The 26,983-nt window shown below is 73.5% G+C and carries 25 protein-coding genes; 9 read left to right on the top strand and 16 right to left on the bottom strand.

Annotated elements, in window-relative coordinates:
* Positions 1-4: 4 nt before the first annotated feature.
* From ACERZO_RS19290 to ACERZO_RS19280, 3 genes are all read right to left on the bottom strand, one after another.
* Entirely contained in the window at positions 5-472 is a 468-nt protein-coding gene (locus tag ACERZO_RS19290; protein WP_372666073.1) for a cupin domain-containing protein, read from the bottom strand.
* Positions 469-3,150, bottom strand: a complete 2,682-nt coding sequence (locus tag ACERZO_RS19285; RefSeq protein ID WP_372666072.1) for a BTAD domain-containing putative transcriptional regulator — start codon at positions 3,148-3,150, stop codon at positions 469-471. Before ACERZO_RS19285 ends, ACERZO_RS19290 begins: the two co-directional genes overlap by 4 nt.
* 188 nt (positions 3,151-3,338) lie before the next feature.
* Positions 3,339-3,845 (bottom strand): DUF6630 family protein, encoded by a 507-nt coding sequence (locus ACERZO_RS19280; protein ID WP_372666071.1) that lies wholly within the window; start codon positions 3,843-3,845, stop codon positions 3,339-3,341.
* Between the two features lie 46 nt (positions 3,846-3,891).
* On the opposite strand from ACERZO_RS19280, the gene ACERZO_RS19275 reads away from it, so the two are divergent.
* A complete protein-coding gene (locus tag ACERZO_RS19275) occupies positions 3,892-4,803 on the top strand; it encodes an SAM-dependent methyltransferase (protein WP_372666070.1) in 912 nt (303 codons plus the stop codon).
* A 244-nt stretch (positions 4,804-5,047) separates the two neighbouring features.
* On the opposite strand, the gene ACERZO_RS19270 is transcribed toward ACERZO_RS19275, so the two are convergent.
* Positions 5,048-7,987, bottom strand: coding sequence for an AfsR/SARP family transcriptional regulator (locus tag ACERZO_RS19270; RefSeq protein WP_372666069.1), 2,940 nt, complete (start codon positions 7,985-7,987; stop codon positions 5,048-5,050).
* A 145-nt stretch (positions 7,988-8,132) separates the two neighbouring features.
* On the opposite strand from ACERZO_RS19270, the gene ACERZO_RS19265 reads away from it, so the two are divergent.
* Positions 8,133-9,215, top strand: a complete 1,083-nt coding sequence (locus tag ACERZO_RS19265; protein WP_372666068.1) for a hypothetical protein — start codon at positions 8,133-8,135, stop codon at positions 9,213-9,215.
* A 46-nt stretch (positions 9,216-9,261) separates the two neighbouring features.
* On the opposite strand, the gene ACERZO_RS19260 is transcribed toward ACERZO_RS19265, so the two are convergent.
* The 6 genes from ACERZO_RS19260 to ACERZO_RS19235 form a co-directional block, all read right to left on the bottom strand.
* Positions 9,262-9,609 (bottom strand): hypothetical protein, encoded by a 348-nt coding sequence (locus ACERZO_RS19260; RefSeq protein ID WP_372666067.1) that lies wholly within the window; start codon positions 9,607-9,609, stop codon positions 9,262-9,264.
* Positions 9,606-10,934: a tetratricopeptide repeat protein gene (locus ACERZO_RS19255; protein WP_372666066.1), complete on the bottom strand. Its 1,329-nt coding sequence runs from the start codon at positions 10,932-10,934 to the stop codon at positions 9,606-9,608. Before ACERZO_RS19255 ends, ACERZO_RS19260 begins: the two co-directional genes overlap by 4 nt.
* 78 nt (positions 10,935-11,012) lie before the next feature.
* Positions 11,013-12,452: a DUF4331 domain-containing protein gene (locus ACERZO_RS19250; protein WP_372666065.1), complete on the bottom strand. Its 1,440-nt coding sequence runs from the start codon at positions 12,450-12,452 to the stop codon at positions 11,013-11,015.
* Positions 12,453-12,714: 262 nt separating this feature from the next.
* Positions 12,715-13,530 carry a fumarylacetoacetate hydrolase family protein gene (locus tag ACERZO_RS19245; RefSeq protein ID WP_372666064.1) on the bottom strand — a complete coding sequence of 272 codons (816 nt, stop codon included), beginning with the start codon at positions 13,528-13,530 and terminating at the stop codon, positions 12,715-12,717.
* Entirely contained in the window at positions 13,527-14,390 is an 864-nt protein-coding gene (locus ACERZO_RS19240; protein WP_372666063.1) for a fumarylacetoacetate hydrolase family protein, read from the bottom strand. Before ACERZO_RS19240 ends, ACERZO_RS19245 begins: the two co-directional genes overlap by 4 nt.
* A complete protein-coding gene (locus ACERZO_RS19235; RefSeq protein ID WP_372666062.1) occupies positions 14,387-14,935 on the bottom strand; it encodes a carboxymuconolactone decarboxylase family protein in 549 nt (182 codons plus the stop codon). The genes ACERZO_RS19240 and ACERZO_RS19235 overlap by 4 nt, the downstream gene beginning before the upstream one ends.
* Before the next feature lie 121 nt (positions 14,936-15,056).
* Here ACERZO_RS19235 and ACERZO_RS19230 point away from each other — a divergent pair, with 121 nt between their 5' ends.
* From ACERZO_RS19230 to ACERZO_RS19215, 4 genes are read left to right on the top strand one after another with little or no spacing between them, the layout of a single operon-like run.
* The gene (locus tag ACERZO_RS19230) at positions 15,057-15,785 is read left to right on the top strand and encodes an SDR family NAD(P)-dependent oxidoreductase (RefSeq protein ID WP_372666061.1); all 729 of its coding nucleotides are present in this window, start codon (positions 15,057-15,059) and stop codon (positions 15,783-15,785) included.
* Between the two features lie 11 nt (positions 15,786-15,796).
* Entirely contained in the window at positions 15,797-16,561 is a 765-nt protein-coding gene (locus tag ACERZO_RS19225) for an SDR family NAD(P)-dependent oxidoreductase (protein ID WP_372666060.1), read from the top strand.
* Positions 16,561-17,805, top strand: coding sequence for an amidohydrolase family protein (locus tag ACERZO_RS19220; RefSeq protein ID WP_372666059.1), 1,245 nt, complete (start codon positions 16,561-16,563; stop codon positions 17,803-17,805). The genes ACERZO_RS19225 and ACERZO_RS19220 overlap by 1 nt, the downstream gene beginning before the upstream one ends.
* Positions 17,802-18,491, top strand: coding sequence for an alpha/beta hydrolase fold domain-containing protein (locus ACERZO_RS19215; protein WP_372666058.1), 690 nt, complete (start codon positions 17,802-17,804; stop codon positions 18,489-18,491). Before ACERZO_RS19220 ends, ACERZO_RS19215 begins: the two co-directional genes overlap by 4 nt.
* A 109-nt stretch (positions 18,492-18,600) precedes the next feature.
* Here the strand turns inward: ACERZO_RS19215 and ACERZO_RS19210 are convergent, their stop codons facing one another.
* From ACERZO_RS19210 to ACERZO_RS19200, 3 genes are all read right to left on the bottom strand, one after another.
* The gene (locus tag ACERZO_RS19210; protein ID WP_372666057.1) at positions 18,601-19,377 is read right to left on the bottom strand and encodes an IclR family transcriptional regulator; all 777 of its coding nucleotides are present in this window, start codon (positions 19,375-19,377) and stop codon (positions 18,601-18,603) included.
* 57 nt (positions 19,378-19,434) lie between these two features.
* Positions 19,435-19,977 (bottom strand): TetR/AcrR family transcriptional regulator, encoded by a 543-nt coding sequence (locus ACERZO_RS19205; RefSeq protein ID WP_372666056.1) that lies wholly within the window; start codon positions 19,975-19,977, stop codon positions 19,435-19,437.
* 61 nt (positions 19,978-20,038) lie between these two features.
* Positions 20,039-20,881, bottom strand: coding sequence for an oxidoreductase (locus ACERZO_RS19200; protein ID WP_372666055.1), 843 nt, complete (start codon positions 20,879-20,881; stop codon positions 20,039-20,041).
* Between the two features lie 214 nt (positions 20,882-21,095).
* Between ACERZO_RS19200 and ACERZO_RS19195 the strand changes: the two genes are divergently transcribed.
* Entirely contained in the window at positions 21,096-22,661 is a 1,566-nt protein-coding gene (locus ACERZO_RS19195; protein ID WP_372666054.1) for a cytochrome c biogenesis protein DipZ, read from the top strand.
* Here the strand turns inward: ACERZO_RS19195 and ACERZO_RS19190 are convergent.
* Together ACERZO_RS19190 and ACERZO_RS19185 are read right to left on the bottom strand one after the other, a co-directional pair.
* Complete coding sequence (locus ACERZO_RS19190) at positions 22,648-22,938, bottom strand: hypothetical protein (protein ID WP_372666053.1); 291 nt, start codon at positions 22,936-22,938, stop codon at positions 22,648-22,650. The two genes, ACERZO_RS19195 and ACERZO_RS19190, sit on opposite strands and share 14 nt — an antisense overlap.
* Before the next feature lie 342 nt (positions 22,939-23,280).
* The gene (locus ACERZO_RS19185; protein ID WP_372666052.1) at positions 23,281-23,535 is read right to left on the bottom strand and encodes a hypothetical protein; all 255 of its coding nucleotides are present in this window, start codon (positions 23,533-23,535) and stop codon (positions 23,281-23,283) included.
* Positions 23,536-23,696: 161 nt separating this feature from the next.
* Between ACERZO_RS19185 and ACERZO_RS19180 the strand changes: the two genes are divergently transcribed.
* The gene (locus tag ACERZO_RS19180) at positions 23,697-25,157 is read left to right on the top strand and encodes an aldehyde dehydrogenase (RefSeq protein ID WP_372666051.1); all 1,461 of its coding nucleotides are present in this window, start codon (positions 23,697-23,699) and stop codon (positions 25,155-25,157) included.
* Positions 25,154-26,533 (top strand): MDR family MFS transporter, encoded by a 1,380-nt coding sequence (locus ACERZO_RS19175; protein ID WP_372666050.1) that lies wholly within the window; start codon positions 25,154-25,156, stop codon positions 26,531-26,533. Before ACERZO_RS19180 ends, ACERZO_RS19175 begins: the two co-directional genes overlap by 4 nt.
* Here the strand turns inward: ACERZO_RS19175 and ACERZO_RS19170 are convergent.
* Entirely contained in the window at positions 26,497-26,982 is a 486-nt protein-coding gene (locus ACERZO_RS19170; RefSeq protein ID WP_372666049.1) for a carboxymuconolactone decarboxylase family protein, read from the bottom strand. The two genes, ACERZO_RS19175 and ACERZO_RS19170, sit on opposite strands and share 37 nt — an antisense overlap.
* Between the last annotated feature and the right edge of the window lies 1 nt (position 26,983).

Raw genomic sequence — 26,983 nt, 5'->3', positions numbered from 1 at the left:
CCGGTCAGGCGCCCTCCACCGCACCCGGCGGCAGGAACTCGACATCGTGGAGGGCCGACAGCCGGACCACCTCGGCCGGGTCCGCCAGGTCGTGCAGCCGGTCGAACAGCTGCGCCAGCCGCCCGGCCGGGCTCACCCAGAACAACCCGCGGGTGATGCCTTCGCCGCGGTTGTAGTAGGCGTGCGGGAGCCCCTTCGGCATCCGCACGGTGTCGCCGGGCCCCGCGGTCTCCCACTGGCCGTCGAGGTAGAGGGTGAACACGCCTTCCAGGACGTAGATGTGCTCGTCCTGGGTCGGGTGCACGTGCGGCGGCACGCCGGTGCCGGGCGGGTCGTACGTCTCGAACGCGAAGCTCGTTTCGCTCGCGGCCTTCAGGGAGTACCGGTGGCCGAGGACGTTCCACACCTTCCCCTCCCCGGCCGGCGTGATCCCCTTCGGCAGCGGGCCGAGCACGATTTCCTCGCCGGTCATGGCTTCTCCTCCTGGTCGGTCTCGGCCAGCCGCTCCTGGACGCGGGCGTGGCGGAACTGGTACACCCCGCCCGCCTGGCGGAGCACGCCGCGGCGGTGGGCGTCGTCGAGGAAGTGCATCAGGCGCCACGGCAACCGGCCCGTCGCCGCGAGCCAGACGTGGTGGACGAAGTAGTTGCCCCACGCCCGGGTCACCAGCACCGCCAAGCCGATGCCGGCGCCGAAGCACACGCCGGCCACGACCGGAAGCACCGGGTCCGTCGCCGCCGGGAACACCTGGCCGCCCACGATCGCGCCCGCCAGGCCGTAGCACACCGCCGCGACGCCGCGGGCCATGAACCACCCGAACGACGCCCCCGCCAGCCCGCCGGCGACGGCCAGCGCCAGGTCGTACCGGCCGCCCAGCACCGGCAGGAACCGCGTCTGCGCGGTGAACGCGAACGCCATCCCGTCGAACAACCCCAGCGTCACCAGGAAAGACACCGACAACGCGATCGCGCCGGTGCGTTCGTTGCGCAGGATCGTCCGCGGGCTCGACACCCGGCTCGCGTCGACCGGCTTGGCGAGCCACACGTGCACCGCGAACACCAGGCCGAACACCAGCGCCAGGAACACGACCAGACCGGCGGCCAACGACCAGCCCAAGCCGAGCAGAACGCCCACGACGGCCCCGATCGCGAACCGGCCGGCGAACTTCCGGGTGGCCCCGGCGAAGCGCACTTCGGTGCGCAACGGCTCGGGCGCACGCCCGAAGCGGTGGGTCAGGTAAGCGGCGCCGCCGAACGAGACGCCGTAGATCGCGGCCAGCGCCGGGCCGTCGTCGACCCAGCCGGTGACGACGAAGAACAGCGCGACCAGTGCCCCGACCAGACCGGACCGGGTCCGCGCCGGCACCGCCCGGTACAGCTGCCACCACGCCAGGTCGCGGCTGCGCGCCCGCTCGAGGTGCCGCGCCAGGAAACCCAGCCAGCGCGTCGCCTGCGCCGCGGTGTACCGGCCGGACGGGCTCGTCTTCGGGTTCCGCCCGGGCGGCTGCGGCACCTGCGCGTAGGCGTTGGGGACGAACGAATCGAGCAGCTGTCCCTCGAGCGCTTCGACCTCCGTCGCGCCGAGCAGCTCCGCCGGATCCGCGCCGGGACGGCCGTAGCCGATCCGCGCGAGGTCGACCATCAACGGCGTCCGGAGCACGCGGGCCAGGGCTGCGCCCGGGTCGCGGCGCAGCCGGTCGGCCACCGGACCCCAGCGGTCCTGGCCGTCCCGCGCCGACAGGTACGTGATCGCCTCCTGCCGGGCGACCGGTTCGAGCCGCACGACCGTGGCGGCGCCCAGCACCCGGCCGGCTTCGCGCACGACCTGGTCGTACTCGGCGGAGCGGCACGTCAGCACGAGCGCCCGGCCCGCACCCATGGTCTGGTCCAGTGCGTCGAGCGCCGCGACGCGCAGGTCGGCCGGCATCTCGTCGAGGCCGTCGAGCACCGGGAGGACGTGCCCGCCGAGGACGAGCCGGGTGGGGGCGTCGCGCCCGTACTCGCGGGCGTTGAGCAGGGCCGGGTGGTCGTCGGCGAGCCGGGCCGCCAGCCAGCGGTCGAGGTGATCGCGCCGCGGATCCCACGACGCCAGCGAAAGCAGCACCGGCACCGGGCCGCCCGGCGCGCGGGCGCGCAGCAGCTCCAGCGTCAGCATCAAGGCGAGCACCGACTTCCCGGAGCCGGGCTCGCCGAGGACGACCAGCTGCGGCACGGGCAACGCCGTGAACGTGTCCGCGATGTCGTCGAGATCGCCTCGCGGCTTTCCCCGGAGTGCCGACCAGCGCAGGACGATCGGCTGCGGCCGGTGCAGCGACCGCAGCTCGGCTTCCGCGCGCCACTGCCACGTCACGGCTTCGGCCAGCTCGGTGACCGCGCGGTCGAAGGAATGGTGTTCCGGCGCCGGCTCGGGTTCGGCGGGGGTGGCTTCGGCGAGGATCTGCTCGTGCAGCCGGCGCAGTTCGGGGTTCGGGTCGACGCCGAGCTCGTCGGCCAGCCGCCGGCGCAGGCCGTGGAACAACGTCGAGGCTTCGGCGTAGCGCCCCTCCTTCGCGAGGGCGCGCATCAGAAGCAGGTGGGACAGCTCGCGCGTCGGGTGCTCGCCGCAGAACTCGGTCAGCTCGCGGACGACCTCGCCCGTTTCGCCGAGCCGCAGCCGCCATTCGGCGCAGAGTTCGACGGCGTCGGCGCGCTGTTCGTCGAGCACCGCGGCGCGGCCGGCCACCGTCGTCGTCCGCAGGCCGTCGAGCGCCGGGCCCCGCCACAACGCGAGCGCGGCCCGGATCTCTTCGACGGCGTCGACGAGTTTCGCCTGCCCGGCGAGCCCCCGCGCGGCGGCGACGTGCCGGCGGAAGCGCAGGGAGTCGAGATCGTCGGCGTCGGTCTGCAGGCGGTACCCGGGGCCGTCGGTGACGATCGACGCGCCCGCCTCGCCGAGCCGGGACCGCAGCGCGGAAACGCAGTTCCGCACCTGCTTCACGGCGGTCGCGGGCGGCTCGTCCTCCCAGAGCGCGTCGATCATGCGCTCCACCGGGACGACGGAGTTCGGGCTGAGCAGCAAAGCGGCGAGCGCGCGCTGCTGGCGCGGGCTCGCCAGGGTGACCCGATCCCCGGACGCCCGCACCTCCAGCGTCCCGAGAATCCGGAACCTCATCGCATCCCCCCTCGTCCCCAGGCTAGCGCCGCGCGCCCCGGCTCCGAAACACGCAGGTCGCGCCCCGGATGCCGGCGCGAGGACGAAACGAGGACGGCGTCGGGAACCCTAGGGGCACGGCGAAAGAGGGGGAATGCCGGGGCGACCCGGTGGCGGGCGCGTCGTTGGGGGTCGCGCCCTCCACCGGGCTAGCGCCCGAACACCTCGGCCGCGAAGCCCGCCGTCGCGGCGGACGCCACGAGCTCGCCGGCGCGGGCGGCCGGCAGCAGCACGAGCGGGTAGCAGTCGGACTCGATGTCGAGGACCGCGAGAGCGGTTTCCGTGCCGCGCAAGCGCTCCCCCGCCGTCTCGAGGAACTCGTACGTCGGCAGTTCGCTTGCGGCCAGCGATGCCCACAGCTCGTCCGCTCGCGGCGCGGATCGCAGGGCCCGCAGCTGGCCGGCGATCTCGTCGGGCGCTTCCTTCCAGTCGACCTCGGCCAGCAGGCCGTGGTCGGCCAGGGAGTCCACGAGCGCGATCCACGCCAGCCCCGGGAAGGGTTCGTCGATGCCGCGGTCGTCGAGCCGGTCGGCGTGCTCCCGGACGTAGGCGTCCGGGTCGTCGTGGGCGGCGGCCACGCGGGCGACCACCTCCGGGACGTCCGGGGCCAGCAGGGCGGCCACCGCCAAGAGCGCGTCGCGGGCCGGTGCGGTCATCGTTGCCTCCGTGGGGCCGGGTGGTCGATCGGGGCATGATCGCACCATGACTTCCCCCCGCCGCGACGGCGACACGTGGGACCTGGCCTCCAGTGTCGGCGCGACTGCGACCATGGCCGCGATGACCCGGGCGATCGCGACCCGCGCCGCCGACGCGCTCATCGACGACCCGTTCGCCGAACCGCTCGTCCGCGCGGTCGGCATCGATCTGCTCACCCGGCTGGCGACCGGCGAAGAGCCACCCGGCGAGCTGGTCGGACGGGCGGCGATCGACGGCGCCAAGGTCCGCACCCGGTTCTACGACGAGTTCTTCCTCGACGCCGGTCTCGCGCAGGTGGTGATCCTGGCTTCGGGACTGGATTCCCGCGCGTACCGGTTGCCCTGGCCGGCCGGGACGGTGGTGTACGAGCTCGACCAGCCCGAGGTCGTCGAGTTCAAGACGCGCACGCTGGCCGGGCTGGGTGCGGAGCCGACCGCGCAACGGCGGGTGGTGGCGGCCGACCTGCGCGACGACTGGCCCGCCGCCCTGCGCGCGGCCGGGTTCGACCCGGCGCGGCCGACGGCGTGGAGCGCGGAAGGCCTGCTGGGGTACCTGCCACCCGAGGCGCAGGACCGCTTGCTGGACACCGTCACCGAGCTGAGCGCGCCGGGCAGCCGGGTGGCCACCGAAAGCCGGCCCGACCCGCGCCCGGGTGAGGAGGACCGGACGAAGCAGAGCTTGAACCGCATCTCGGAACTGTTCCGGTCGGCGGACTTCGACCCGGACATGGCCAAGCTGCGCTACTTCGGCGAGCGCAACGAGGCGGCGCCGTACCTGGCCGGGCTGGGCTGGGCGGTGGCGGGCCGCACGGTTCGCGAGCTGTTCGCGGCGCACGGCTTGCCGCCGCTCGAGGAGGACGACCTGCGGATGGCCGAGGTGCGCTACATCCGCGGCGCCTTGGGCGAGGCCGCAAGGTAGCCGGTCCGGCGGAGGCCCGGCCGGCAGGGCTCGGCATCGGCCGCCGGTCCGGACTCGGCCCAGCAACCGCCGGGCGAAGCGCCACGCTGGCCGAACTCGGCCCAGCAACCGCCGGGCGGAGCGCCGCGCTGGCCGGACTCGGCCCAGCAACCGCCGGGCGAAGCGCCACGCTGGCCGAACTCGGCTCAGCAACCGCCCACAGCCCGAACTCGGCCCAGCAACCGCCGGGCGGCCCGAACTCGGCTCAGCGACCTGTCCGCTGCCCGGGCTCGAGCCTGGCCGCCGCCAAGCCCAGCTCCGCGAACCCCGCGATCGCTCGGTCGTCGTGCTCCCGTGCGGTCTCCGGGTCGGCCGCCGCCCGGGCCAAGCCCCGGTGCGCGCGGGCGATCTGCTCATGGCAACCCCAGCGCGTGGCCACCGCCAACGCCTCCGCGTGGTGGTCACCCGCCGCCTCCGGGGAGCCGGACGCCAAGTGGGCCTCGCCGAGCCCGTTGAGCGCCCATGCCTCGCCCGCCCGGTCCCCCTGGCGGCGGAACAAGTCCAGCGCGCCGCGGTGGTGGACCAGCGCCACCGCCGGGCGGCCGTTGCGCGACTCCGCCCGCCCCAGGCCGTCGATCGCCCACGCCTCGCTGTCGCGGTGCCCGAGCTGGCCGAACACCCCCGCGGCCGCCAGGTGCAGCCGGACGGCCTCGGCCGGGCGGCCCGCCAGCACCGCCAGCTCCCCCAGCCCCAGCTTCGCCCACGCCTCCCCGAACCGGTGGCCGGCCTGCCCGTGCAGCTCCATCGCCTGCCGCAGGTGCCGCCGGGCCGCCGCGGCCCGGCCGATGCGGACCTCGACCGTGCCGAGCCGGGTCAGCATGTGCGCGCGGCCGGTCACGTCGGCCGCCCGGCGGAACATCGCCGCCGCCCGCGTGTAGTAGCCGGACGCCGGCACGTACCGGCCCGCGGTCTCCTCGATCATGCCGACGTTGCCCAGCGCCCGCGCCTGCCCGATCACGTCCCCGATCTCGGCGAACAGCGCGTGCGCCGCCCACATCTGCGCTGCGGCCGGCCCGGCGCGGCCCGCCTGCTCGTGCACCCCGCCGAGCGCGATGCGCGCGTTCGCCTCCGCGACGCGGTCGCCGAGCGCGTGCGCCGCCGCGTGCGCGTGCCCGTTGATCGCCAGCGCCGCCGTCTCGTGGTGCCCGTCGAGGTAGCGGAACAGCAACGCCGGCAGCGTCACCGCGTCCTCGGGCCGGCCGTGCGCCACCGCGTGGGCGACGAGCGCCTGGATCGCCGGCAGCTCGGTGTCCAGCCAGTCGCGGGCACCGCGCGCGTCCGGGAACGCGGGGATCCGGGCCGCCGGCGCGGCGACCACCGGCCGCCGGTGGGCCTCGCCCGGGTAGAGGTGGTCCATCGCGGCCGCGACCGTGGCGAGGTAGTAGCCGTACACGCCGCCGAGCCCCGCGTCCTCGCCGATCTCGGCGGCGTAGAGCTTCAGCAGGTCGTGCATGCCGCAGCGGTCGGCGCCGGCGGGGTGGACGAGGTGTGCGCGGACGAGCGTGTCCAGCACGCTGCGCGCTTCGTCGAGCGGGCGGTCCACGAGCGCCGCCAGGACGTGGGCGTCGAACAGCGGCGCCGGGTGCCTGCCGAGCGCGGCGAAGGCCTGCCGGGCGCCGGGGCTCAACGGCCGCAGCGACCAGGAGAACACCGCTCGCACGGCCGCGCGCCGATCACCGCCGCCGCTGAGCAGGTCGAGCGTGCGCTGGGCCGCGCGCAGCTCGTCGACCAGCCGGGCCAGTGGCGTCATCGGCCGGGACACCGCCTGCTCGGCGGCCAGGCGCAGGGTCAGCGGCAGCCGCACGCACCGCTCGGCGAGCGCCGCGGCGGCGACCGGCTCGGCGGTCACCCGCTCGCCGATCAGCCGCCACAGCAACGCGACGGCGTCCGCGGGCGGCAGCCGGTCGAGGTCGATGCGCCGCGCGCCGTGCAGGGCCACCAGCCCGGCGAGCGAGTCGCGGCTGGTGACCACGACGACGCACGTCTTCGAGCCCGGGAGCAGCGGGCGGACCTGCTCGACGGTCGCCGCGTTGTCCAGCACGAGCAGGATCCGCCGGGCCGCGACCTCGGTGCGGAACCGGGCGGCGCGCTCGGCCTCCCCGAGCGGGATCTCCGCGCCCTCGGGCAGCACCGCGCTCAGCAGCGCGGCCAGCGCGTCGGTGGACGACAACGGCTCGCCCGGGTCGTAGCCGCGCAGGTCCAGGTACAGCTGCCCGTCGGGAAACCGGTCGCGGACCCGGTGTCCCCAGTGGACGGCCGTGGCCGTCTTGCCCGCGCCCGCCGTGCCGGTGACGCAGAGGAACACCGGTTCGTCGCCGGCCCGGGCGGCCAAGCGGTCCAGCTCGGCCAGCTCGCCGGCCCGGCCGGTGAACGCGGTGACGTCGGCGGGCAGCTGGGCGGGCACCGCGGCGGAGACCACCCGCTCGCGCGGCAGCTCGTGGTGCAGCACGGCTTCGTGCACGGCGGCGAGCTCGGGACCGGGGTCCACGCCGAGTTCTTCGCGCAGCGCCCGGCGGGTCCGCTCGAAGCACGCCAGCGCGTCCGCGCCGCGGCCGACCGCGTACAGCGCGCGCATCAGGACCGCGGCGGCGTTCTCCTGCAGCGGGTGCTCGCCGGTGAGCTCGGTCAGCCGGGCGATCGTCGACGCCGCGTCGCCGCCGCGGACCTCGGCCTCCGCCCACGCCACGACCGCGTCCGCGTGCTCCTGGCGCAGGGCGCGGCGAGTCCGTTCCACCCAGGGCCCGCGCAGCCCGGCCAGCGGTTCGCCGCACCACAGCCGCAGCGCGCTTCGCAACGCGGCGGCGTCGGTCCGGTGCTCGCGCAGCGCGCTGCGGAACCGGAACACGTCGACCTCGTCGGGCCGGATGACGAGCCGGTAGCCGCCGGAGTCGCGGGCCACGTGCGCGCCACCGGGATCGGCCTGCTCCAGCACCCGCCGGATCCGCGTGATGTGGGCCTGCAGCGACCGCCGCACCCGCTCGGGCGGGGACTCGCCCCACACGCGGTCCACCAGCACGTCGACCCCGACGGTGCGGCCGGCCTCGAGCAGCAGGACCGCCAGCACCGCCTGCCGCCGCGGCTCGCCGACCTCGATCGTCCGCCCGGCCGCACCCAGGCGGACCGGTCCCAGGACCCGGAACTCCACGTTTTTCCCCCGCCTCCTCCGACCGGCCATGGTAAGTCGCCCATTCCGCCCGCCACAACACATTCACAACATTTCCGGCGGCGACCCGCGCCGACAATCGTTTCCGTCGCGAAAACAACGGAAACGCACGATTCGAGGAGGAAATGTGCGCACCCCGAGAACGATCTTGACGACGATCGCCGGACTCGTTGCCGTGCTGCTGGTTCCGGCCACCGCCACGGCCGCCACCGGCTGCGCCGAACTGGCCAGGGGAAGCAACACCGATCCGGGACTGGCGGCCACACCGGACGGGCCGGTGGACATTTTCCAAACCGGTCTGGTCGGCAATGTTTTCCGTACGCAGATCGATCCGCGGACGAATTCCGTGGCGAGCTTCCAGGATCTGGGCGGGGTCGCACGCTCCGAACCGGCGGGCGTTTCGATGGGCGCCGGGCACACCGCCGTCTTCGTCCGCGGCGGCGACGACGCGCTCTACTTCCAGGAGTTCGACCACGGCGTGGCGTCCGGCTGGCAGAACCTCGGCGGGCAGCTCACCTGGAACCCGCACGCCGTCTCGACCGGGCCCGGTCAGCTCGTCGTGTTCTACCGGGGCACGAACAAACAGCTGTGGTACCGGGAATTAGCCAACGGCGTCTGGGGTCCGCACACGAGCCTGGGCGGCGTGCTGACGTCCAGCCCGATCGGCGTCTCGACGAGGCAGGGTCACGTCGCCGTCGTCACGCGCGGTCAGGCGAACGACCTGTACTACCTGGAGCGGACCGAAGCCGGCTGGAGCGGCTGGACCGGGCTCGGCGGCCGGTTCGGCGTCGACCCGATCGCGGTGTCGCGCGGGCCGGGCCTGGTCGACGTCTTCGTGACCGGTGGCGGTTCGAAGGTGTACGGGATCTCGTACAACGGCTCGTCCTGGAGCCCGTGGCGGGACCTGGCGGCGCCGCCGGGTGGCGCGGTGTCCGAGCCGGGCGCGGCGGCGACGGGCTCGGGCGAACTGGTCGTGTTCGTCCGCGGCGGTGAGGTGCGCACGCCGGTGCGCCCGATCTGGCGCAGTTCGTCGTTCGACGGCGGGGCGACCTGGTCGGGCTGGATCAGCGTCGACGCCGGGTACGGGACGCCGTCCCCGAACAACCCCGAAGCGACGGCCAACGCGTTCGGCGGCTGGACGGCGGCCGCGACGAACTTCCCCACCGGCGCGCGCGTCGGTCCGCTGCGCGTGTGTTCGTCGACGCCGTGAAGACGCGAGCCGCGGCCGGGAGACCGAAGTCCCCGGCCGCGGTTCGTCACGCCCGGTCGAGCAGGGCGGCGACGTTCTTCCGGTCCGCACCCAGGCGGACGTAGAGGCCGGCCCACTGCCGGTCGATTTCCGTCGGATCGCCGCCGTCGCAGTACTCCTTGGCGCCGTTGGCGGTGTAGTAGCGCAGCAGGGCGAGGGTCTCGTCGGTGCGCCGGAGGGTGTCGTCGGTGTAGCGCGGTCCGGGTGCCTGCGGCTGGTGCTTGAGGCAGTTCAGCTCGGGCACGACCCCGCCGGCGGCCTCGTCGTCGAAGCGGGGACCGGTGTCGGGCGCCGGTGCGGTGCACGCCACCGCCCCGAACAGCACTGCGCCGAGCAGCAGGGAAATCCGCCTCATCGGGCACCTCCGAGGTTCGCCAATGCGGTCCGCGCGGCCGGTGCGCCGGTGACGGAGAAGTGCGGGTTGATCCGCAACGCCTCGGTGAGCGCCGTGCCGGCTTCGGCGTTCCGGCCGAGCCCGGCCAGGATCAGGCCGCGGTGGTAGGCGACCGCGGCGCTGCGCCAGCCCGTGCTCGCCGCGCGGTCGGCGTAGCTCAGCGCTTCGGCGTCCCGCCCGTTCAGGTGCAGGGCCCAGGCCACGGCGTCCGCGACGAACACCGGCTGCCGCCGCGACCACTCCGCCTGGGCGAGTTCGAGCGCCTGCTTCGCGTTCCCGCGGTCGACGGCGACCAGGGACGCCTCGAGGTCGATGTTCGCGCCCGAAGCCGCGTCGATGCCTTGCTGCTGCTCGATGAGCGCGTACTGGCGCGCGGCCGGTTCCGGTTGTCCCGCCGACGTCAGCAGCAGCGCGTACTCCTGCAAGCCGTCCAGGCTCGGCTGCCGGGAGACGACGTCCTGCAGGGCCGCCAGCGCTTCCCCGGTCCGCCCGCGGGCCGCCGCGACCGTCGCTTTCCCCTGCCGCAGCGGACCCGCGTCCGGGACCGCGCGCAGGCCCGCGTCGAAGTGGCGCTCCGCGGCGTCGAGGTCGCCGTTGTCGAAGGCGAGCTTTCCCAGCAGGTGCCGGCAGAACACGACGTCGCCGGGGTCGACGGCGTCGGCCAGCGCCCGGTCGAGCGCGTGCCGGGCGTCCTCGACGCGGCCGTGCAGCTCGAATTCGTAGGCAGCGCGGGTGAAGGACGAGACGCCCGGTTTGAGGTCGAGCATGCGCTGCAGCGCGGTGGTGGCCGCCGCGGTGTCCCCGAGCTGGGTGTAGGCGTCGGTGAGCACGCCGTGGACCTCGGCGTTGTCGGGCAGCACCGCTTTGGCCTTCTCGCCCCAGTCGCGAGCGGCGGCGAAGTCGTGCCGCGCGTTGGCGAGCGCGCCCAGGCCGGTCAGCGCGGGCCCGTTGCCGTCGGGTTGCTGCGCCAAGGACTTGCGCAGTGCCTCTTCGGCTTTCGGGTAGTAGGTGGGGTCCGCCTTGGCGCGGGCGGCCTCGACGTAGGCGGCGCCGAGGCCGGCCCACGTCCGCGGGTCCTGCTCGCGCCGCGCCAGCTTGTCCCGCGCGGTCGTGATCGCCCGGTCGAGCGCGCTCGGCGCGCCGGCCGCGGTGACCGGCTCCGGCGGGTCGGGCGCGGAGAACGTGGTGAGGCCGACGGCGATCACGCCCGCGACGAGCGCGAGCAGGAGGGTGGTGAGCAGCGGCCCCGGGCGCCGGGCACCGGTCGTGCTGGGTGGAGCTGACATCGGGCATCCCCTTCCACGGGTGCGGCCGGGGTCGTGGGTGTCCAGGACGGTCCCGGACACCCACGACCGGTTTGCGGGCTAGCGCCGCGACGAGTTGACCGCGGCGGTGTTCGGCAGGGCGACGTACGGGAACACCGCGCCGAACGGGACGTTGTTCGCGTCGACCCGGTCACCCGCGGCGAGCGCCGGGACGATGCCGCTGGAAGCGGCGCCCTCCAGCACCTGCAGGCTGATGTCGAGCGCGTCGTCGGCCAGCCGGCGGCCGTTCGGGAAGCCCTGGCGGTCACCACCCAGCAACCCGAGCCGGTTGGGCTGCGCCGCCGGCGGGATCGACGTGTTCAGCCGCAGCTGCTCCGACGGCGCGAAGTTCGCCGGGTTGACGTCGAGGTTGTTGAGCTGCGAGTTGAGGTCCAGGTTCCCGAGCTGAGTCCCGAACTTCGTGGTGATCCCGTAGAGGAAGATCTCCACCAGGTCGTTGCGCGGCGTGACGGGCGCCGGGATGCCGTAGATCCGCTGCACGAGCGCGGGCACCTCCGGGACGTTCACCCGGTTCACCAGCGCGGCCACCGTCCGGTCCTGCTCCGGCAGCAGCGAGTTGAACTTGTCTTTCAGCCCCGCGGGCACGACGACCTCGTTCACCAGCGGGTTGCCCAGGCGCGACACCTGGACCTCGCTGCCGCCGGACTGCTGCGTCCCCGGCGCGCGCACGGTGAGCGAGTAGCGCTCGGTGTCGCTCCAGATCCCGATGTTCGGGTTCCGGGCCGGGTTGTTCCCGAGCGTCAGCGCGCTCTTGGGCACCTGCACCGCGAGGGTGTTCACGTTGTAGCCGGCCACCGTGTCCTGCCCGACCTCGGACAGGTTGCCGCCGTAGAGCAGGTCGAAGACGCGCAGGTCGAGGAAGAACGGGTCGTCGGCCTGCCCGGCGAAGCTCTGCCCGCCGCCCGGGATGGGCGTGATGGCCTGGCTGCGCAGCACCCCGTAGTTCGGCATCGAAGCCACCCCGACGTTCGACGGCGCGACTCTGGCGTTGCTGGCCAGGGTGGTGACCCGCCCGTTCGGCCGGTCGATCAACGTCAGCGTGTACGTCTGGCGGAACAACAGGTCCGGGTCGTCGAGCGAGGTGACCGGATCGTCGTTGTAGAGGAAGGTGTCGTTCCCTCGCCGGTCGTCGGTCCGGAAGTCCCACCGGTAGGTGAGGTCCGCCTTCGCGTCGCCGTTGTTGTCGATGTTGAGGTCGTAGTGGGCGTCGGTGGCCCACGGGTAGAAGGTCGGCCCGCCGTTGGGTTCTTCGAACGGGTACCAGTTCGCGATGAGCGTGACGGTGTCCGGCTTGTCGGGGCTGACGAAGGCGTACACGTCGATGTTGTCCACGGGCGGGTCGCCGGAGATCAGCGGAGCTTCCCGGTGACTGGACGCGAGCACCGGACCGGCGGGCACCCCGGCCAGCACGGCACACCCGACGGCGAGCACGACCGCAGCCCTCCGGCTGCTGCCGCGCGCGGAATGGCGTAGTGACATTTCCCTTCCCTTCCTGGAGAGCCGCGGCCCCGGGCGAATGGGCGCCCGGGGCCGCCCGGAAGAGGCCGGGTCCCCTCGTCCCCCTCCGTGCGCCGATGGTGTCCGGCGCCGTCAGTGGCGAAGTTGTGGGAATGTTGTGGTGGAGTTCCCGCCTCAGCGGAAGCGGGTGCAGCTGGCGGTGGCGGCGGGGCAGCCGATCCGCGGAGCTGCGCGGGAATCTCGGCCGGGCCACCGGGAGTCGGCGAGCGGCGGAACCCGCGCGTCAGCGGAAGCGGGTCACCAGCTCGCCGAGACCGTCGATCCGGCTGGTCAACACGTCGGCCGCAGTGAGGTAGCGCGGCGGCGTCCGGCGGTTGCCCACCCCCGCCGGGGTGCCCGTGAAGATCACGTCCCCCGGCAGGAGCGGGCACACCGCCGACAGCCGCGCCACCAGCGACGGCACGTCGAAGATCATGTCCGCCACCGACGCCTCCTGGACCACCTCCTCACCGAGCAGGCACGTGATCGACGCGTCCGGATCGAGCTCGGTAACCAGGTGCGGACCGGTCGGGCCGAACCCGGGGAACGACTTCGCCAGCGAGAACTGCGGCGGCTTCCCCGACGCCTGGACCCGCCGCTCCGACAAATCCTGGCCGACCATGTACCCGGCGACGTGCGAGAGAGCGTGCGATGAGCGAATCCGGTGACCGCCGCGGCCGATCACCGCCACCAGCTCGACCTCCCAGTCGACGCGGTCGCCGGGCAGCTCGACCGTTTCGTGCGGCCCCGCGATGCACGTCGGGAACTTCGTGAACACCAACGGGTCCGCCGGCGGCGAGAAGCCGGCTTCGGCCGCGTGCGGCGGGTAGTTCAGCGCCACCGCGAAGACCTGCCGGGGCCGCGGCACCGGCGGCCCCAGCCGCAAGGGGTCGTACGGGCCGCCGGACGCGGGCACCGACCGCGCCCACTCCGAGAACGCCGGCCAGTCCGCCAGGACGTCCATCGGGTCCGGGCCGAAACCGCCCGCTTCGAACACGTCCAGCGCGCGGTCCCCGAAGACCAAGGCGGCGCGGCCGTCGATGTTGGCCAGGCGCATCATTCGGAAACCGGCGGAGGCGTGCCGTACGCGTCTTCCCACGAGACGACCCGGTTGCGCAGCACCCCGAGCTTCTCGATCTCGGCCTCGACCACGTCGCCGGGCTTCAGGTAGTACGCGAACGGGTCGTCGGTGCTCGCCGCGACGCCGGCCACCGTGCCCGTCGTGATCAGGTCGCCCGCGCTGTACACCTGCGGTGAGTGGTGGGCCACCAGCTCCGGGATCGTCACGGACATCCGCGAGGTGTTCGACTTCTGCCGCACCTGGCCGTTCACCCGCAGCTCCATGTCCAGGTCGTGCGGGTCGCCGACCTCGTCCGCGGTGACGATGTACGGGCCGATCGGGCAGAACGTGTCGATCGCCTTGGAGAACGAGAACACCCCGGACGCCATCTCGCGGCGCTGGATGTCGCGGGCGGTGATGTCGTTGAAGACCAGGTACCCGGCGATGTGCCCGGCCGCCTGCTCCGCGGTGAAGAACTTGCCGGGTTTCCCGATCACGACGGCCATTTCGAGCTCGTAGTCCAGCTCGTTCGTCAGGTGCGACGGGTACACGACCGGGTCGCCGGGGCCGATGATCGCGTCGACGTTCTGGAAGAACACGATGCCCTTGTTGACCGGGTGCGACCAGTTGACGCGGGCGAGGTCGTCGTGGTGCTCGCGGAAGTTCCCGGCCGTGTGGAAGAACTTCTTCGGCACGATCGGGGCGCGCAGGCGCACCTCCGACGCGCGGAAGCGGCGCCCGGTCTCGGGCACGCTCCCGCCGCGTTCGAAGAACTCGCGCGCCGAGGCGGTGTCGAGTTCCAGGACGAGGTCGTCGGCGAGGCGGCCGACCAGGCCGTCGTCGAAGGTCACGAGCTTCACGGCTGCTCCACGGGGACGGTGACTCGGAAGACGCGCAGCTGCAGGGCCAGCGTCGCGTAGTAGCCCACCAGGGTGGTCAGCTCGACGGCCACGCGGTTGCCAATAGTTGGCACGGTCTCGGCGTAGGTCACGTCGTCGACGTCGCCGTCCAGCAGGGCGTCGACGAACCGCAGCGCCGCGGTCTCTTCGGGATCGAGCCCGTCGAGCCCGTCGAGCTGGGCGGCGGTGATCCCGGCGGCCCGGGCGGCGGGTTCGTGGGCGTACCGCTCGAACGCGCAGTCCCACCTCGCCGCCACCGCCAGGATCGCCAGTTCCCGTACGCGATCGGTCAGCTCGGTCTCGTACCGCACGGCCGCACCGAGCCGCTGCAACGCCTCCCCGACCGGCGGGGAGAACAGCATCGCGTTGAACGGGCCGGTCAGCGCGCCCGCCTCGTCGGTGAGCGGGAACGGGCCGCCCGCACGCGGACCGGCGACGATGGCGTCGCGGAGGGCTCGCTGGTCGTCGTCGAGGCCGGCCGGAGTCAGCCGGGGCAGTCGCGTCATGTCCCGATTCCAGCAGCGCGCCCCTCAAGGGAGCGTCGGCCTGCCATTGAATGGCACATCCGTTCCCGGTGCCGGGCCCGCGGACCTAGCGTCGCCGTCGGATCGGGAGCAGGGAGCGGAAGTGGACTGGCTGGGTCTGCGGGGCAAAGGCGCGCTGGTGGCGGGCGCGGGCGGGATCGGCGCCGCGGCTGCCCGTGCGCTCGCCGAAGCCGGGGCCGACGTGGTCGTCGCCGACCGCGACCCCCGGCGGCTCGGCGAGCTGGAACTCAGCACGCTCGAAGCCGACCTCACCGACGCCGACAGCGCCCGCGAGTGCGTCAGTCGCGCCGACGAGCTGCTGGGCCGGCTGGACGTGTTCGTCCACGCGGTCGGCGTCAACGACCGGCGGCCGGTCCTCGACACGCCGGACGACGTCTGGCGCCGGATCATGGCGGTGAACGCCGACAGCGCGTTTTGGACCGGCAAGGCGGCGGGTGAGCTGATGGTCGCCCGCGGGTACGGCCGGATCGTCTACCTGTCCTCGGTGTCCGGCCTGCTCGCCCACCCGCACCACGCGCCCTACGCGGCCAGCAAGGGCGCGGTCGACCAGCTGTGCCGGGTGCTGGCCCGCGAGTGGGCCGCCTCCGGTGTCACGGTCAACGCCGTCGCGCCCGGCTACACCGAGACCGGCCTGACCCGCGACCACCTCGAAAAGCCCGGCGTCCGCGCCGGCCTCACCGCCCTGGTGCCGGCCGGGCGGCTCGGCACCCCGGCCGACCTGACCGGCCCGATCCTGTTCCTCTGCTCCGGCCAAGCCGCCTTCGTCACGGGACACGTCCTGTACGCCGACGGCGGCCGCACCCTCGTCTGAAGGAGTCCTTCGTGCGTTTCACCGGCAAGACCGTCCTCGTCACCGGCGCCGGCACCGGGTTCGGTGCCGAGATCGCCGTCCGCGCCGCCCGCGAAGGCGCCGACGTCGTGGTGCACTACCGCGGCTCGCGAGCGGGCGCCGAGCGCACCGCGGCCCGCGTCGAAGAGCTGGGGCGCAAGGCGTTCCTCGTCCAGGCCGACATCTCGGAGCACGCGCAGATCCGGCGGATGGCCGACGAGGCGTGGTCCCACTCCGGCCGGGTCGACGTCGCGATCAACAACGTCGGCGACGTCGCCCGCGACCAGATGTCGTGGCGGGACCTGACCGAGGAGTCGGTCGACCACGTCCTCGCCGTCGACATCAAGGGCACGCTGCTGTGCACGCACGAGTTCGGCTGCCGGATGCTCGCCCAGGGCGGCGGCGCGATCGTGAACATCGGCTCGACCGTCGTCGCGCGCGGCAGCGCCCGCGCCCCGCAGTACGCGGCGGCGAAGGCCGGGATCATCGGCCTGACCAAGTCGTACGCGCACGCCTTCGCCCCCACCGTGCGGGTGAACGTCTTCGCGCCCGGGTTCATCGAGACCGAAGCCACGCTCGGCCGCGAGGACTGGCGCACCGGGCGCGCGGAGAAGCTCCGGGACGCGACGCCGATGGGCCGCATCCCGAAACCCGAGGAACTGGCGGGGACGGCGTTGTTCCTCGCCACCGAGGACGCCGGGCACATCACCGGCGGCTTCCTGGTCGCCGACGGCGGTTACACCATGCTGGGGGCCTGATGGCCGCCAGAGTGGTCTTCACCGGTGGCCGCGTCTTCGACGGCAGCGGTTCCCCGGCGGTCCCCGCCGACGTCGTCGTCCGCGGCGACCGGATCGAAAGCGTGGGCGCCGGCACGGAACTCACGGCGGACGACCATGTGGTCGACTGCCGCGGGGCGACAGTCATGCCCGGACTGGTCGAGTCGCACTGCCACCTGACGTTCCCGTCGGCGGTCGGCCACCTCGCCCCGTCGTTCAACCCGCCGGTCGACGTCAGCTTCTTCCACCACCTGCCGGGCCCGGACGAGCACCTCGCGCTCGCCGAGCGCAACGCCCGGATCCTCCTCGACCACGGGTTCACCAGCGCCTACTCCGCTGGGTCGTTGACACCGGTGCCCACCGAGGTCCGGTTGCGCGACCGGATCGCCGCCGGCCTGGCCGCCGGGCCCCGGCTGCGGGCGGCGTCCTTCGAACGGGACAACAACCCGGTGCGGCTGGGCCCGAACGGCCCGGCCCCGAAGGAAACCGGTCCGGACGCCGTGCGCGCGTTCGTGCGCGAGCAGGCCGAACTCGGCTTCGACAGCGTGAAACTGCTGATGAGCAACGACGACGTCTTCTTCGAGGGCGGCTCGATGGTCACCCAGTACAGCGCCGAGGAGGCGAACGCGGCGGGCGAGCAGGCACGCGAGTCCGGCGTGTGGCTCAACTGCCACGCCCAGGCGCCCGAGTCGATCAAGCTGGCCGTGCGGGCCGGGTTCCGCTCGATCTACCACTGCTCCTACGCCGACCCCGAAGCCATCGATCTGCTGGAGGCGCACAAGGATTCGATCTTCCTGTCCCCCGCCGTCGGCATCATGTGGGCCAACGTCCACGAAGGCGCGGAGTTCGGGATCGACGCGGAGAAGACCGGCTCGGCGAAGTCCCTGGCCGCGATGGAACAGCTGTACCCGGAGCTGCGCAAGCGCGGCCTGCGGGTGCTGCCCGGTGGCGACTACGGGTTCCCGAACAACCCCATCGGGCGCAACGCGCGCGACCTGGAGCTGTTCGTCCGGCTCTTCGGCTACTCCCCCGCCGAAGCGTTGCGGGCGACGACGTTCCACGGTGGACAGGTGATGGACCTGCCGGTCGGGCTGCTCACCGAGGGCTACTTCGCCGACGTCCTCGTCGTCCGCGGCGACCCGACGTCGGACGTCACGCTGCTGCAGGACCCGGCCAACCTGGACGTGATCATGCAGGGCGGGCGGTTCCACAAGGCGAGTGCGTGATCTACCGCGAGGTGCCGGGGTTCCGCCCGCTGGAACTGGACCTGACTCCGGCGGACGACCCGGTCGCGACGATCGTGTACCTGCACGGCGGCGGCTGGCGGCGCGGCTCGCGGCGCACGCCGCTGCCCGGGTTCGAGCACCTGGCCGAAGAGCTTGCGGCACAGGGGTTCCGCGTCGCCGCGGCCGACTACCGGCTCAGCGGAGAGGCGACCTTCCCCGCGCCGCTGGACGACGTCCGGGCGGCGATCGAGTTCGTCCGGGACGACAAGCCCCTGGTCGTCTGGGGCGAATCGGCGGGCGCGCACCTCGGGCTGCTGGCGGCGCTCACCGGGTCCACAGTGGACGCCGTGGTGGCGTGGTTCCCGCCGACCGACCTGCTCGGCCTGACCGGCGACGTTTCCCGCGAGACGGCCCTGCTGGGCGCGCCGCCGGAGTCGGTGCCGGACCTCGCGCGCGAGGCGAGCCCGTTGACGCACGCCCACGCCGGGGCGCCGCCGATCCTGTTGATGCACGGTGCGGAGGACGACCTGGTGCCCGCGTCGCAGAGCGTCCGGCTGGCCGAGGCATTGCGGAACGCGGGCGCGCCCGTGGAGCTGCACCTGGTCCCCGGCGCCCGGCACCGTTGGACGGGCGCCGACCCCGCGGCCGTCGTGGCCACCTCGGTCAAGTTCCTGCGCGCTCGATGACGTGCCCGAGCGGGAACAGCGGGTCCGTGGTGCCGCCCGGCCTTCTCCGACAGGGTCATCCGGGCGAGGAGGTCGTCGATGCGTTCGCGCTGGGGCCACCACCGCCAGCTCAGTGCGCGCCCAGCTCCCGTGAAATGCCCCGCGCCGCCGTCTGGACCGCCAGCCCCAGGTGCCGCGGCTGCGCCACCCGCTTCGGCACCAGCACCCCCAGCACCCCGGCCGGCACCTCGCCTCGCCCGAAGATCGGCGCGGCCACCGACACGATCGCCACGGTCTCGTCCTGCCTGCGGAAGATCGCCAGCCGTTCCCGCCGGACCTCCGCCAGCGTGCGGCGCAGCTTGTCGGCGGGGATCAGCCGGTTGTCCGGCTCGCTGTAGACCGGCTTGGCCAGCAGCTCCTCCTGGACCTCCCGGGGCGCGAACGCCAGCAGCGCCAGGCCGACACCGGTCGAGTGCAGCGGCAGCCGCCCGCCGGTGCGGTAGTCGACCGGTGCGGCCTGGTGCCCGGAGAGCCGCTCGACCAGGAGGGCCTGCATGCCGTCGCGGACCGCGAGCTGGACGTGCTGGTGGGTGACCTCGGCGAGGTCGTTCATGAACGGCAGCGCGACCTCCCGCAGCCCGTGCCCGCGCGGGGCGAGCGTCGCCACCTCCAGCAGGCGCAGGCCGACGCAGAACCGGCCGGCGTCGTCGCGTTCGAGCGCGCCCCACTCGCGCAGCCGGTTGGCCAGCCGCAGCGCCGAGCTCGGCGGCATCTCGCAGCGGCGGCTCAGCTCCGCCAGCGAAAGCGTCCGGTGCTCGGCGTCGAACGCGGCCAGCAGCGCCAGCGCGCGGTCGACGACCGGCTCGCCGTGCGCCGGCCGGCGGCCGCGCTTTCCATTGGTCGGCACAACCGGCGACCGTACCCGAAGCCGCGTCGTCCCCCACCGGGGTTTCCTGCTGTTCGGTCAGTTCGCGCCGAACGCCCGCAGGAACGTGTCGACGATGACGTCGGCCGCCTGCGCGTCGCTCAGCCCGGGAAGCTCCTTTGTGGACAGGTGCACCAGCTGGCCGAGCACGTTGCCGGGCCAGCGGTCTGGCAGGTCCGGCCGGAGGAAACCCTCGTCGGTGGCTCGCCGGAGGAACGCGTCGACCTCGTCGATCGCGCGCAGGCGCCGCGCCCAGATCTCCGGGTCCGAGCGCATGCGGCTGACCTCCGTGGGCCACTTGCGGTTGACCCCGACGATCTCCTCGACGTACCGGTGCAGGGCCACCGGCACCGGCGCCTCGCGGAGGCGGGCCGCTTCGATCGCCGCCTCGATCGCGTCCAGCCGGGCCTGGTACACCGCCGTCAGCAGCTCCTCGCGGCCGGTGAAGCGCCGGTAGACGGTCCGGCGGTCCACGCCGGCCTCGGCCGCGATCGCCGCGATGCTCGTGGCCGGGTCGTCGGCGAGCATGCGGGCGCCCGTCGTCAGCAGGAGTTCCAGGTTGCGCGCGGCGTCGGCTCTCACGTCCCCAACCTACCCTTCGGTGTCGCTTTCCCGGACGCAACCGTCACCCGGCTGAGGCCGCTCAGCGTTCCCCGAGCGGGAAGTCGGCCGCGCGGCTCGCCTCGGCCCACCGCTCGGTCTCGGCGGCCCGTTCCTCGCCGGCCTTCAACGCGGCCACGACGGCGTCGCCACCGAGGACGAGCCGCCGCGGCGGGTCGTCCGAGCCGACCGCGTCGACGACGACCTTCGCGCCGCGCGCGGGGTCGCCCGGCTGGTTGCCGTCGTGTTCGTCGCGGTAGCGGTGGATCGCGCCGACGGTTTCCTCGTAGTCGGCGCCCACGGCGTGCCGGGTCATCGAGGAGCCCTGCCAGTCGGTCCGGAACGCCCCGGGCTCGACGATGATCACCTTCACGCCGAAGGGGGCCGTCTCGCTCGCGAGCACCTCGGAAAAGCCCTCCACCGCGAACTTCGCGGTCTGGTAGGCGCCCATCCCGGGGGTCCCGCCGACGCGGCCGCCGATCGAGGAGAACTGCACGAAGGTTCCGGACCGCTGCGCCCGGAAGACGGGCAGCGCGGCGCGGGTGACGTTCACGACGCCGAAGAGGTTGGTCTCGATCTGCGCGCGGAAGTCCTCCTCGGGCATCTCTTCGATGGGCGCGCTGTTGGCGTAGCCGGCGTTGTTGACGACGACGTCGAGACGGCCGAAGGCGTCGGTGGCTTCCTTTACGGCACCGGCTGCCGCGCCGGCGTCGGTGACGTCGAGGGCGAAGGGACGGATGCGGTCGCCGTACCGGGTGACGAGGTCGTCCAGCTGCCGGGGCTGCCGGGCGGTGGCGAGGACGGCGTCCCCGGCCGCCAAGGCCGCTTCGGTGAGACTGCGGCCGAAGCCCCGGGATGCTCCGGTGATCAACCAGGTCCTGCCCATCGCCTTGCTCCTGTCTACTAAGTGCGTCATCGTTGTGTCAATTAGAGCATGTAGTGACACAAAGTGCGACTCGATGTGACCACGGCGACAGCACGACAGCCACCCGCGACGCACACGGGTCCGAAGTGGACAGTCACCGCGCAAAACCTGACGAAACCCTTACCGTCGAACGACAAACCGCGATCCGGCCACGAACGTCACTACCGTCGGTCCGGTGCCCACCCTGCTCCTCGCCGGCCTGCTCGCCGGGATCGTCACCAGCGTCTCGCCGTGCGTGCTCCCGGTCCTGCCCGTCGTCCTGACCGCCGGCGCGCGGCGCCCCTGGGCGGTCGTCGGCGGGCTCGTCACCAGCTTCAGCCTCGCCACCCTCTTCGGCTCCCTCCTCCTCAGCGCCCTCGACCTCCCCACCGGCCTGCTGCGGACCGCGGGCATCGCCGCGCTCGTCCTGCTGGGCATCGGGCTGCTCTTCCCCCGCGCCGGCGAACTGCTGGAACGGCCCTTCGCCCGGCTCCGCGGCCGGGCCGCCGCCGACGGTCGAGGCGGGTTCGCCACCGGCCTGGCACTGGGACTCGTCTACGTCCCCTGCGCGGGACCCGTCCTGGCCACCATCGCCGTGGTCGGGGCGACCGGCCGCATCGGGTTCGGCAGCCTGCTGCTGACCGCCGCCTTCGGGATCGGCTCCGGTATCCCGCTGCTCGTGCTGGCCCTCTCGGGCGGGGCGCTGGCCCGCCGGGCGCGGTTCCTGCGGACGCACGCCCGGAGCCTGCGCGTCGCGACCGGTGCCGCGCTGGTGCTGGTCGCCGCCGTCACCGCGTTCGACCTCGCCGCGCCGCTGCAACGCACCGTGCCGGACTACACCGCCGCCGCCCAGCGGGCCGTCGGCACCGATCAGCTCGACCGCCTCACCCACGCCCCGGAGTTCGCCGGCATCACCACGTGGCTCAACACCCCCGGCGGGCAACCCGTCTCACTGAAAGCGCTGCGCGGCAAGGTCGTCGTCGTCAGCTTCTGGACCTACAGCTGCATCAACTGCCAACGCGCCCTGCCGCACCTCGAGCACTGGGCGGGCGCCTACCGCGACGCCGGTCTCGAGGTGATCGGCGTCCACACGCCCGAGTTCGCGTTCGAGCACGACCCGGGCAACGTCGCCGACCAAGCCGGCGCCCTCGGCGTCCGCTACCCCGTCGCCGTCGACAACGACTACGCCACTTGGAACGCCTACGGCAACCACTACTGGCCCGCCGCGTACCTCATCGACGCGACCGGGCAGGTCCGCACGTCGAGCAACGGCGAAGGCGGCTACGCGGAGTTCGAACAGCAGATCCGCACCGCGCTCACCGACGCCGGGACGACCCGGCTCCCGCCGCCCACCGACGTCCCCGACACCACGCCGACCACGTCGCTGACCCCGGAGACCTACCTCGGCGCCGAGCACGCTCCCCTGGCCACCACCGGCACCCGGGTCGCCACCGGGCAAACCCGCGGCTACACCTTCCCCGCCGCCCTCGACGCCGACACCTTCGCCCTGGACGGCACCTGGACCTCCGACACCGACAACCTGACCGCGGGACCGGACGCCCGGCTGCGGCTCGACTTCCACGCCACGTCCGTCCACTGGGTACTCGGCGGGACCGGAACCGTGACGGTGGACGGCACGACGACGATCACGGTCGCCGGCCCACCGACGCTCTACACCGTGCTGGACGGTCATTCCGGCCGCGGCGAGCTGACGTTCTCGGTCAGCCCGGGCGTGCGGGCCTACTCCTTCACGTTCGGCTGACGCGGTCGAAGAGGCCGAGGCGCGGGTGCCCGGCGGGCCGGCGCACCGCCACCCCCGCCCGCCGGATCCGACGGTGCAGCCGCTCGTAGCCGGCCGGGTCCCGCCACCGCAGGTGGACGTCCAGCGCCACCTGCAGGACGCCGGTGACCTCCAGGCCGGGCCCGGCCGACTCGACTTCGGGCCGCGCGCGCAACCAGTCGAAGAGCTCGGCGGCGTCGCCACCGGGGAGCGCGGCGCGGAGCAGGTCCTCGGTGGTGGGGCGGGCGTGCGCGCACACGTGGAGCGCCCACCGGTGCCGGGCCGTCGGGACAGCGCCGACCCACAACCGTGTCGACGACGTACCGCACCGCCTCGCGCCGGGACGGCTGCCCGGTGGCCGCCATGCCGCGGCCGACCTCGGCGGCCGGCGCCAGCGCGAGCGGGTGCCCGGCGGCGAAGTCCACAATGGACGCGACGAGCTCCGCGTCCACGCCCCGGACCACACCGGCCCGCCACGACGACCACGGCGCCCGGCAGCGAGCACTCGCGCAGCCACCGTTCGAGTTCGCGGTGCCGCTCGAAGGAGTCGACCCGCACCACCGGGTCCGGGATGCCTTCTCCCGCACGATGTTCCAGGCGTTCACACAGCGCCGAGGCCGACCGCCGCCAGACCGCCCGCCCTGCGGCGACGGCGTCCCGGGCGAGCCGGCCGGCCCCACAGGCCGTCGACGAGTTCGCCGATCGGCACGAGCCGGCCGCGGGCGGCCGGCAGCGCCGCGAGCACGGCTTGCTGCTGCGGCGAGCCCGGATCCGGCTCCGCCGCGCCCCACCGGAGCCCGGGCGGGCCGAGGACGGTGAACCGGCACCGCGCCGGGACCACGGTCGGGGATGCCACGCCCGGAGCGTGGTTACGCCGGATTTCCGCTCGCGAGCGTCACGTGACGCAGTGCGTGTACGTCGGCCTTCGCATCACTGTGCACCGCCTCACACGTGTGCGCCTTCCATGCATTAAGTGCTACATTGATGTGGCAGATCGAATATGACCAGGAGGCAACAGTGATCACCCGCAACCAGCTGTTCATCGGCGGCGCGTGGACCACCCCCAGCAGCACCGAGCTGGTGGACATCGTTTCCCCGCACGACAACGCGGTCATCGGCCGCGCCGCGCAGGCGCTGCCCGCCGACGTCGACCGCGCCGTCGCGGCGGCCCGGAAAGCCTTCGACGAAGGCCCGTGGCCGCACACCACCCCCGCGGAGCGGATCGCCGTCCTCCGCCGGCTGGCCACCCTCCGCGAGAAGCGCGCGGACGAGATCGCCGCGCTCATCTCCGCGGAGAACGGCTCGGCGCTGTGGTTCACCAAGGCCGGCCAGCCCGGACTGTGCCGCCAGGCCACCGCCTACCTGAAGGCGGCCGCGGAGTTCGACTGGGAGAAGACCCTCGAGCCGTCGGACCCGGCGCTGCCGTTCCGGTCGGTCGTGCGCCGCGAGGCGATCGGCGTGGTCGCCGCGATCATCCCGTGGAACTCGCCGTTCTCCTCGGCCATGGCCAAGATCATCCCGGCGCTGCTCGCCGGCAACAGCGTCGTCCTCAAGGTCTCGCCCGAGAACACGCTGAGCATGAGCCTGCTCGCCGACCTGCTGGTGGAGACCGGGCTGCCCGACGGCGTCATCAGCGTCCTGCCCGCGGACCGCGAGACGAGCGAACACCTCGTCAAGCACCCGGACGTCGACAAGATCGCCTTCACCGGGTCGACCCGCGCCGGGCGCCGCATCGCGTCGCTGGCCGGGGAGCAGCTCAAGCGGGTCAGCCTCGAACTGGGCGGCAAGTCGGCCGCGATCATCCTGCCCGACGCCGACGTCGACGCGGCGGTCCAGGGCCTCAAGTTCGGCTCCCTGCTCAACAACGCCGAATCCTGCATCGCCCAGACCCGCATCCTCGCCCCGCGCAGCCGCTACGAAGAGGTCGTCGCCGGGCTGAAGGAGCTCATCGAGTCCCTCGGCGTCGGCGACCCGGCCGACGACGCGACCTTCATCGGCCCGATGATCCGCCGCGACCAGCAGCAGCGCGTGCTCGACTACATCCGCCTCGGCATCGCCGAAGGCGCGCGGCTCGTCACCGGCGGCCCGGACGTCCCGGCGGGGCTGAAAAAGGGCAACTACGTCACGCCGACGCTCTTCGCCGACGTCGACAACGGGATGCGGATCGCCCAGGAGGAGATCTTCGGCCCGGTCCTGGTCGTCATCGCCTATGACGACGAGGACGACGCCGTCCGCATCGCCAACGACTCCGAGTACGGCCTCTCCGGCGGGGTGTGGTCGGCGGACCCGGCGCACGCGCTGGCCGTCGCGCGCCGCGTGCGGACCGGCACCGTCACCGTCAACGGCGCGCCGATCGGCTTCGACGGCCCGTTCGGCGGGTTCAAGGCCAGCGGCCTCGGCCGCGAATACGGCGCCGTCGGCCTCGGCACCTACACCGAATACCAGACCATCACGATCCCGGAAGCGAACGACCGATGACCCTCGACAACCCCGCCAGACCCGCGGTGCGCCCGGCGATGGCGGCGTTGATCCTCGCCGTCCTGCTGGCCGCGCTGGACCAGACCATCGTCTCCACGGCCCTGCCGAAGATCGCCGCCGACCTCGGCGGGTTCCGCGACATCGCCTGGATCACCGCCTCCTACCTGCTCGCCTCGACCGCCGCCACCCCGCTGTGGGGCAAGCTCGGCGACATGCTCGGGCGCAAGCGCCTGTACCTGGTCGCCACGACGGCGTTCCTGGTCGCGTCCGCGCTGTGCGGGCTCGCCCAGGACCTCCCCCAGCTGATCGCCGCCCGCGCCGTCCAGGGCCTGGCCGGCGGCGGGATGATCGTCCTCACGTTCGCGCTCGTCGGCGACATCGCCGAACCCGCCGAGCGCGGGCGCCACCAGGGCCGGTTCGGCTCGGTGTACGGCGTCGCCAGCATCGCCGGCCCGCTGCTCGGCGGCCTGTTCACCGACCACCTGTCGTGGCGGTGGGCGTTCCTGGTCAACGTGCCCGTCGGGCTGGTCGCGGTCGTCCTCGCGGCCCGCGCCCTGCCGGCCCCGGTCCGCAAGCCGGCGGCGCGGATCGACTACCTCGGCGCGCTGCTCCTGGCCGGCGCGGCCACCGCGCTGGTGCTGATCACCTCGTTCGGGCCGCGCTGGGGCTGGACGTCCCCGGGCACGCTGGCGCTCGCGGCCGCGGCGGTCGTACTGGCCGTCCTGGTGGTCCCGGTCGAACGCCGGGCCGCCGCGCCGGTGCTGCCGCTGTCGATGTTCGCCTCCCGCACGGTCGTCCTCGCCTCGCTCGTCGGGTTCATCGCCAACGTCGCGATGTTCAGCGTGCTCGTCTACCTGCCGACGTTCCTGCAGGTCGCCGACGGGGTGTCGGCCACGCTGTCCGGCGTGCACCTGCTGCCGCTGGTGCTCGGGCTGGTCGTCAGCCAGTCGCTCGCCGGCCGGTGGGTGGCGAACCCGGCGCGGCTGCGGGTGGTCCTGGTGACCGGCATGGCGCTGAACGTCGCCGGGCTCCTGCTGCTGAGCACCCTGGCGCCGGGGACGGCCCAGCTCGCACTGATCGTCTACTTCCTCGTCGCCGGCGTCGGCATCGGCATGGTCCCGATGGTGGCGCTGACGGCGGCGCAGAACTCGGTGCCGCCGGCCGACATCGGCGCCGCGAGCGCGGTCGTCACCTTCGCCCGCTCGATCGGCGCCGCGTTCGGGGTGGCCGTGTTCGGCACCCTGCTCGGCGAGGACGTCGCGCACACGATCGGCGGGGCGTTCCTGGCGATCACCCCGGTAGTCGTGCTCGGGACCGTCCTCGCCGGGCTGCTGCGCCGTCAGCCGCTCACCTCCGCGAACATGCCAGCCTCGTAGGAACCACCCTTCTGGTGCACGATCACCGCGAGCCGGTTGGCGGCGTTGATCAGGGCGACCAGCGCGACGAGGGCGGCGACCTGCTCGTCGTCGTAGTGCTCGCGGACCCGGGCCCAGGTCGCGTCGGAGACGCCGTCGTGGTGGTCGGCGAGCCGGGTGCCCTCCTCGGCCAGCGCGAGCGCGGCCCGCTCGGCTTCGGTGAACACGGTCGCCTCCCGCCAGGCGGCGACGAGGTGCAGCCGGACGGAGGTCTCCCCGGCGGCCGCGGCTTCCTTGGTGTGCATGTCGATGCACCAGCCGCACCCGTTGATCTGGCTGGCCCGCAGGCTCACCAGCTCCTGGGTGGCCTTCGGCAGCGGCGACCGCGCGACCACCTGCCCGAGGTTCGCGAACCGCTTGCCGAGCCGGGCGCCGGTCTCGGTGGTGAACAGGTCCAGGCGGGGTTCCATG

Origin of the sequence: Amycolatopsis kentuckyensis, assembly GCF_041679295.1 — a bacterium.
GTDB lineage: Bacteria > Actinomycetota > Actinomycetes > Mycobacteriales > Pseudonocardiaceae > Amycolatopsis > Amycolatopsis kentuckyensis_A.
Note: the sequence above shows the minus strand (reverse complement) of the source record. Positions and strands in the feature narration are given on the sequence as shown.

Excerpts from the sequence above, each read along its gene's own strand:
- ACERZO_RS19290 (WP_372666073.1), bottom strand. The coding sequence starts at position 472 with ATGACCGGCGAGGAAATCGTGCTCGGCCCGCTGCCGAAGGGGATCACG.
- ACERZO_RS19285 (WP_372666072.1), bottom strand. The coding sequence starts at position 3,150 with ATGAGGTTCCGGATTCTCGGGACGCTGGAGGTGCGGGCGTCCGGGGAT.
- ACERZO_RS19280 (WP_372666071.1), bottom strand. The coding sequence starts at position 3,845 with ATGACCGCACCGGCCCGCGACGCGCTCTTGGCGGTGGCCGCCCTGCTG.
- ACERZO_RS19275 (WP_372666070.1), top strand. The coding sequence starts at position 3,892 with ATGACTTCCCCCCGCCGCGACGGCGACACGTGGGACCTGGCCTCCAGT.
- ACERZO_RS19260 (WP_372666067.1), bottom strand. The coding sequence starts at position 9,609 with ATGAGGCGGATTTCCCTGCTGCTCGGCGCAGTGCTGTTCGGGGCGGTG.
- ACERZO_RS19255 (WP_372666066.1), bottom strand. The coding sequence starts at position 10,934 with ATGTCAGCTCCACCCAGCACGACCGGTGCCCGGCGCCCGGGGCCGCTG.
- ACERZO_RS19250 (WP_372666065.1), bottom strand. The coding sequence starts at position 12,452 with ATGTCACTACGCCATTCCGCGCGCGGCAGCAGCCGGAGGGCTGCGGTC.
- ACERZO_RS19245 (WP_372666064.1), bottom strand. The coding sequence starts at position 13,530 with ATGATGCGCCTGGCCAACATCGACGGCCGCGCCGCCTTGGTCTTCGGG.
- ACERZO_RS19235 (WP_372666062.1), bottom strand. The coding sequence starts at position 14,935 with ATGACGCGACTGCCCCGGCTGACTCCGGCCGGCCTCGACGACGACCAG.
- ACERZO_RS19220 (WP_372666059.1), top strand. The coding sequence starts at position 16,561 with ATGGCCGCCAGAGTGGTCTTCACCGGTGGCCGCGTCTTCGACGGCAGC.
- ACERZO_RS19200 (WP_372666055.1), bottom strand. The coding sequence starts at position 20,881 with ATGGGCAGGACCTGGTTGATCACCGGAGCATCCCGGGGCTTCGGCCGC.
- ACERZO_RS19175 (WP_372666050.1), top strand. The coding sequence starts at position 25,154 with ATGACCCTCGACAACCCCGCCAGACCCGCGGTGCGCCCGGCGATGGCG.
- ACERZO_RS19170 (WP_372666049.1), bottom strand. The coding sequence starts at position 26,982 with ATGGAACCCCGCCTGGACCTGTTCACCACCGAGACCGGCGCCCGGCTC.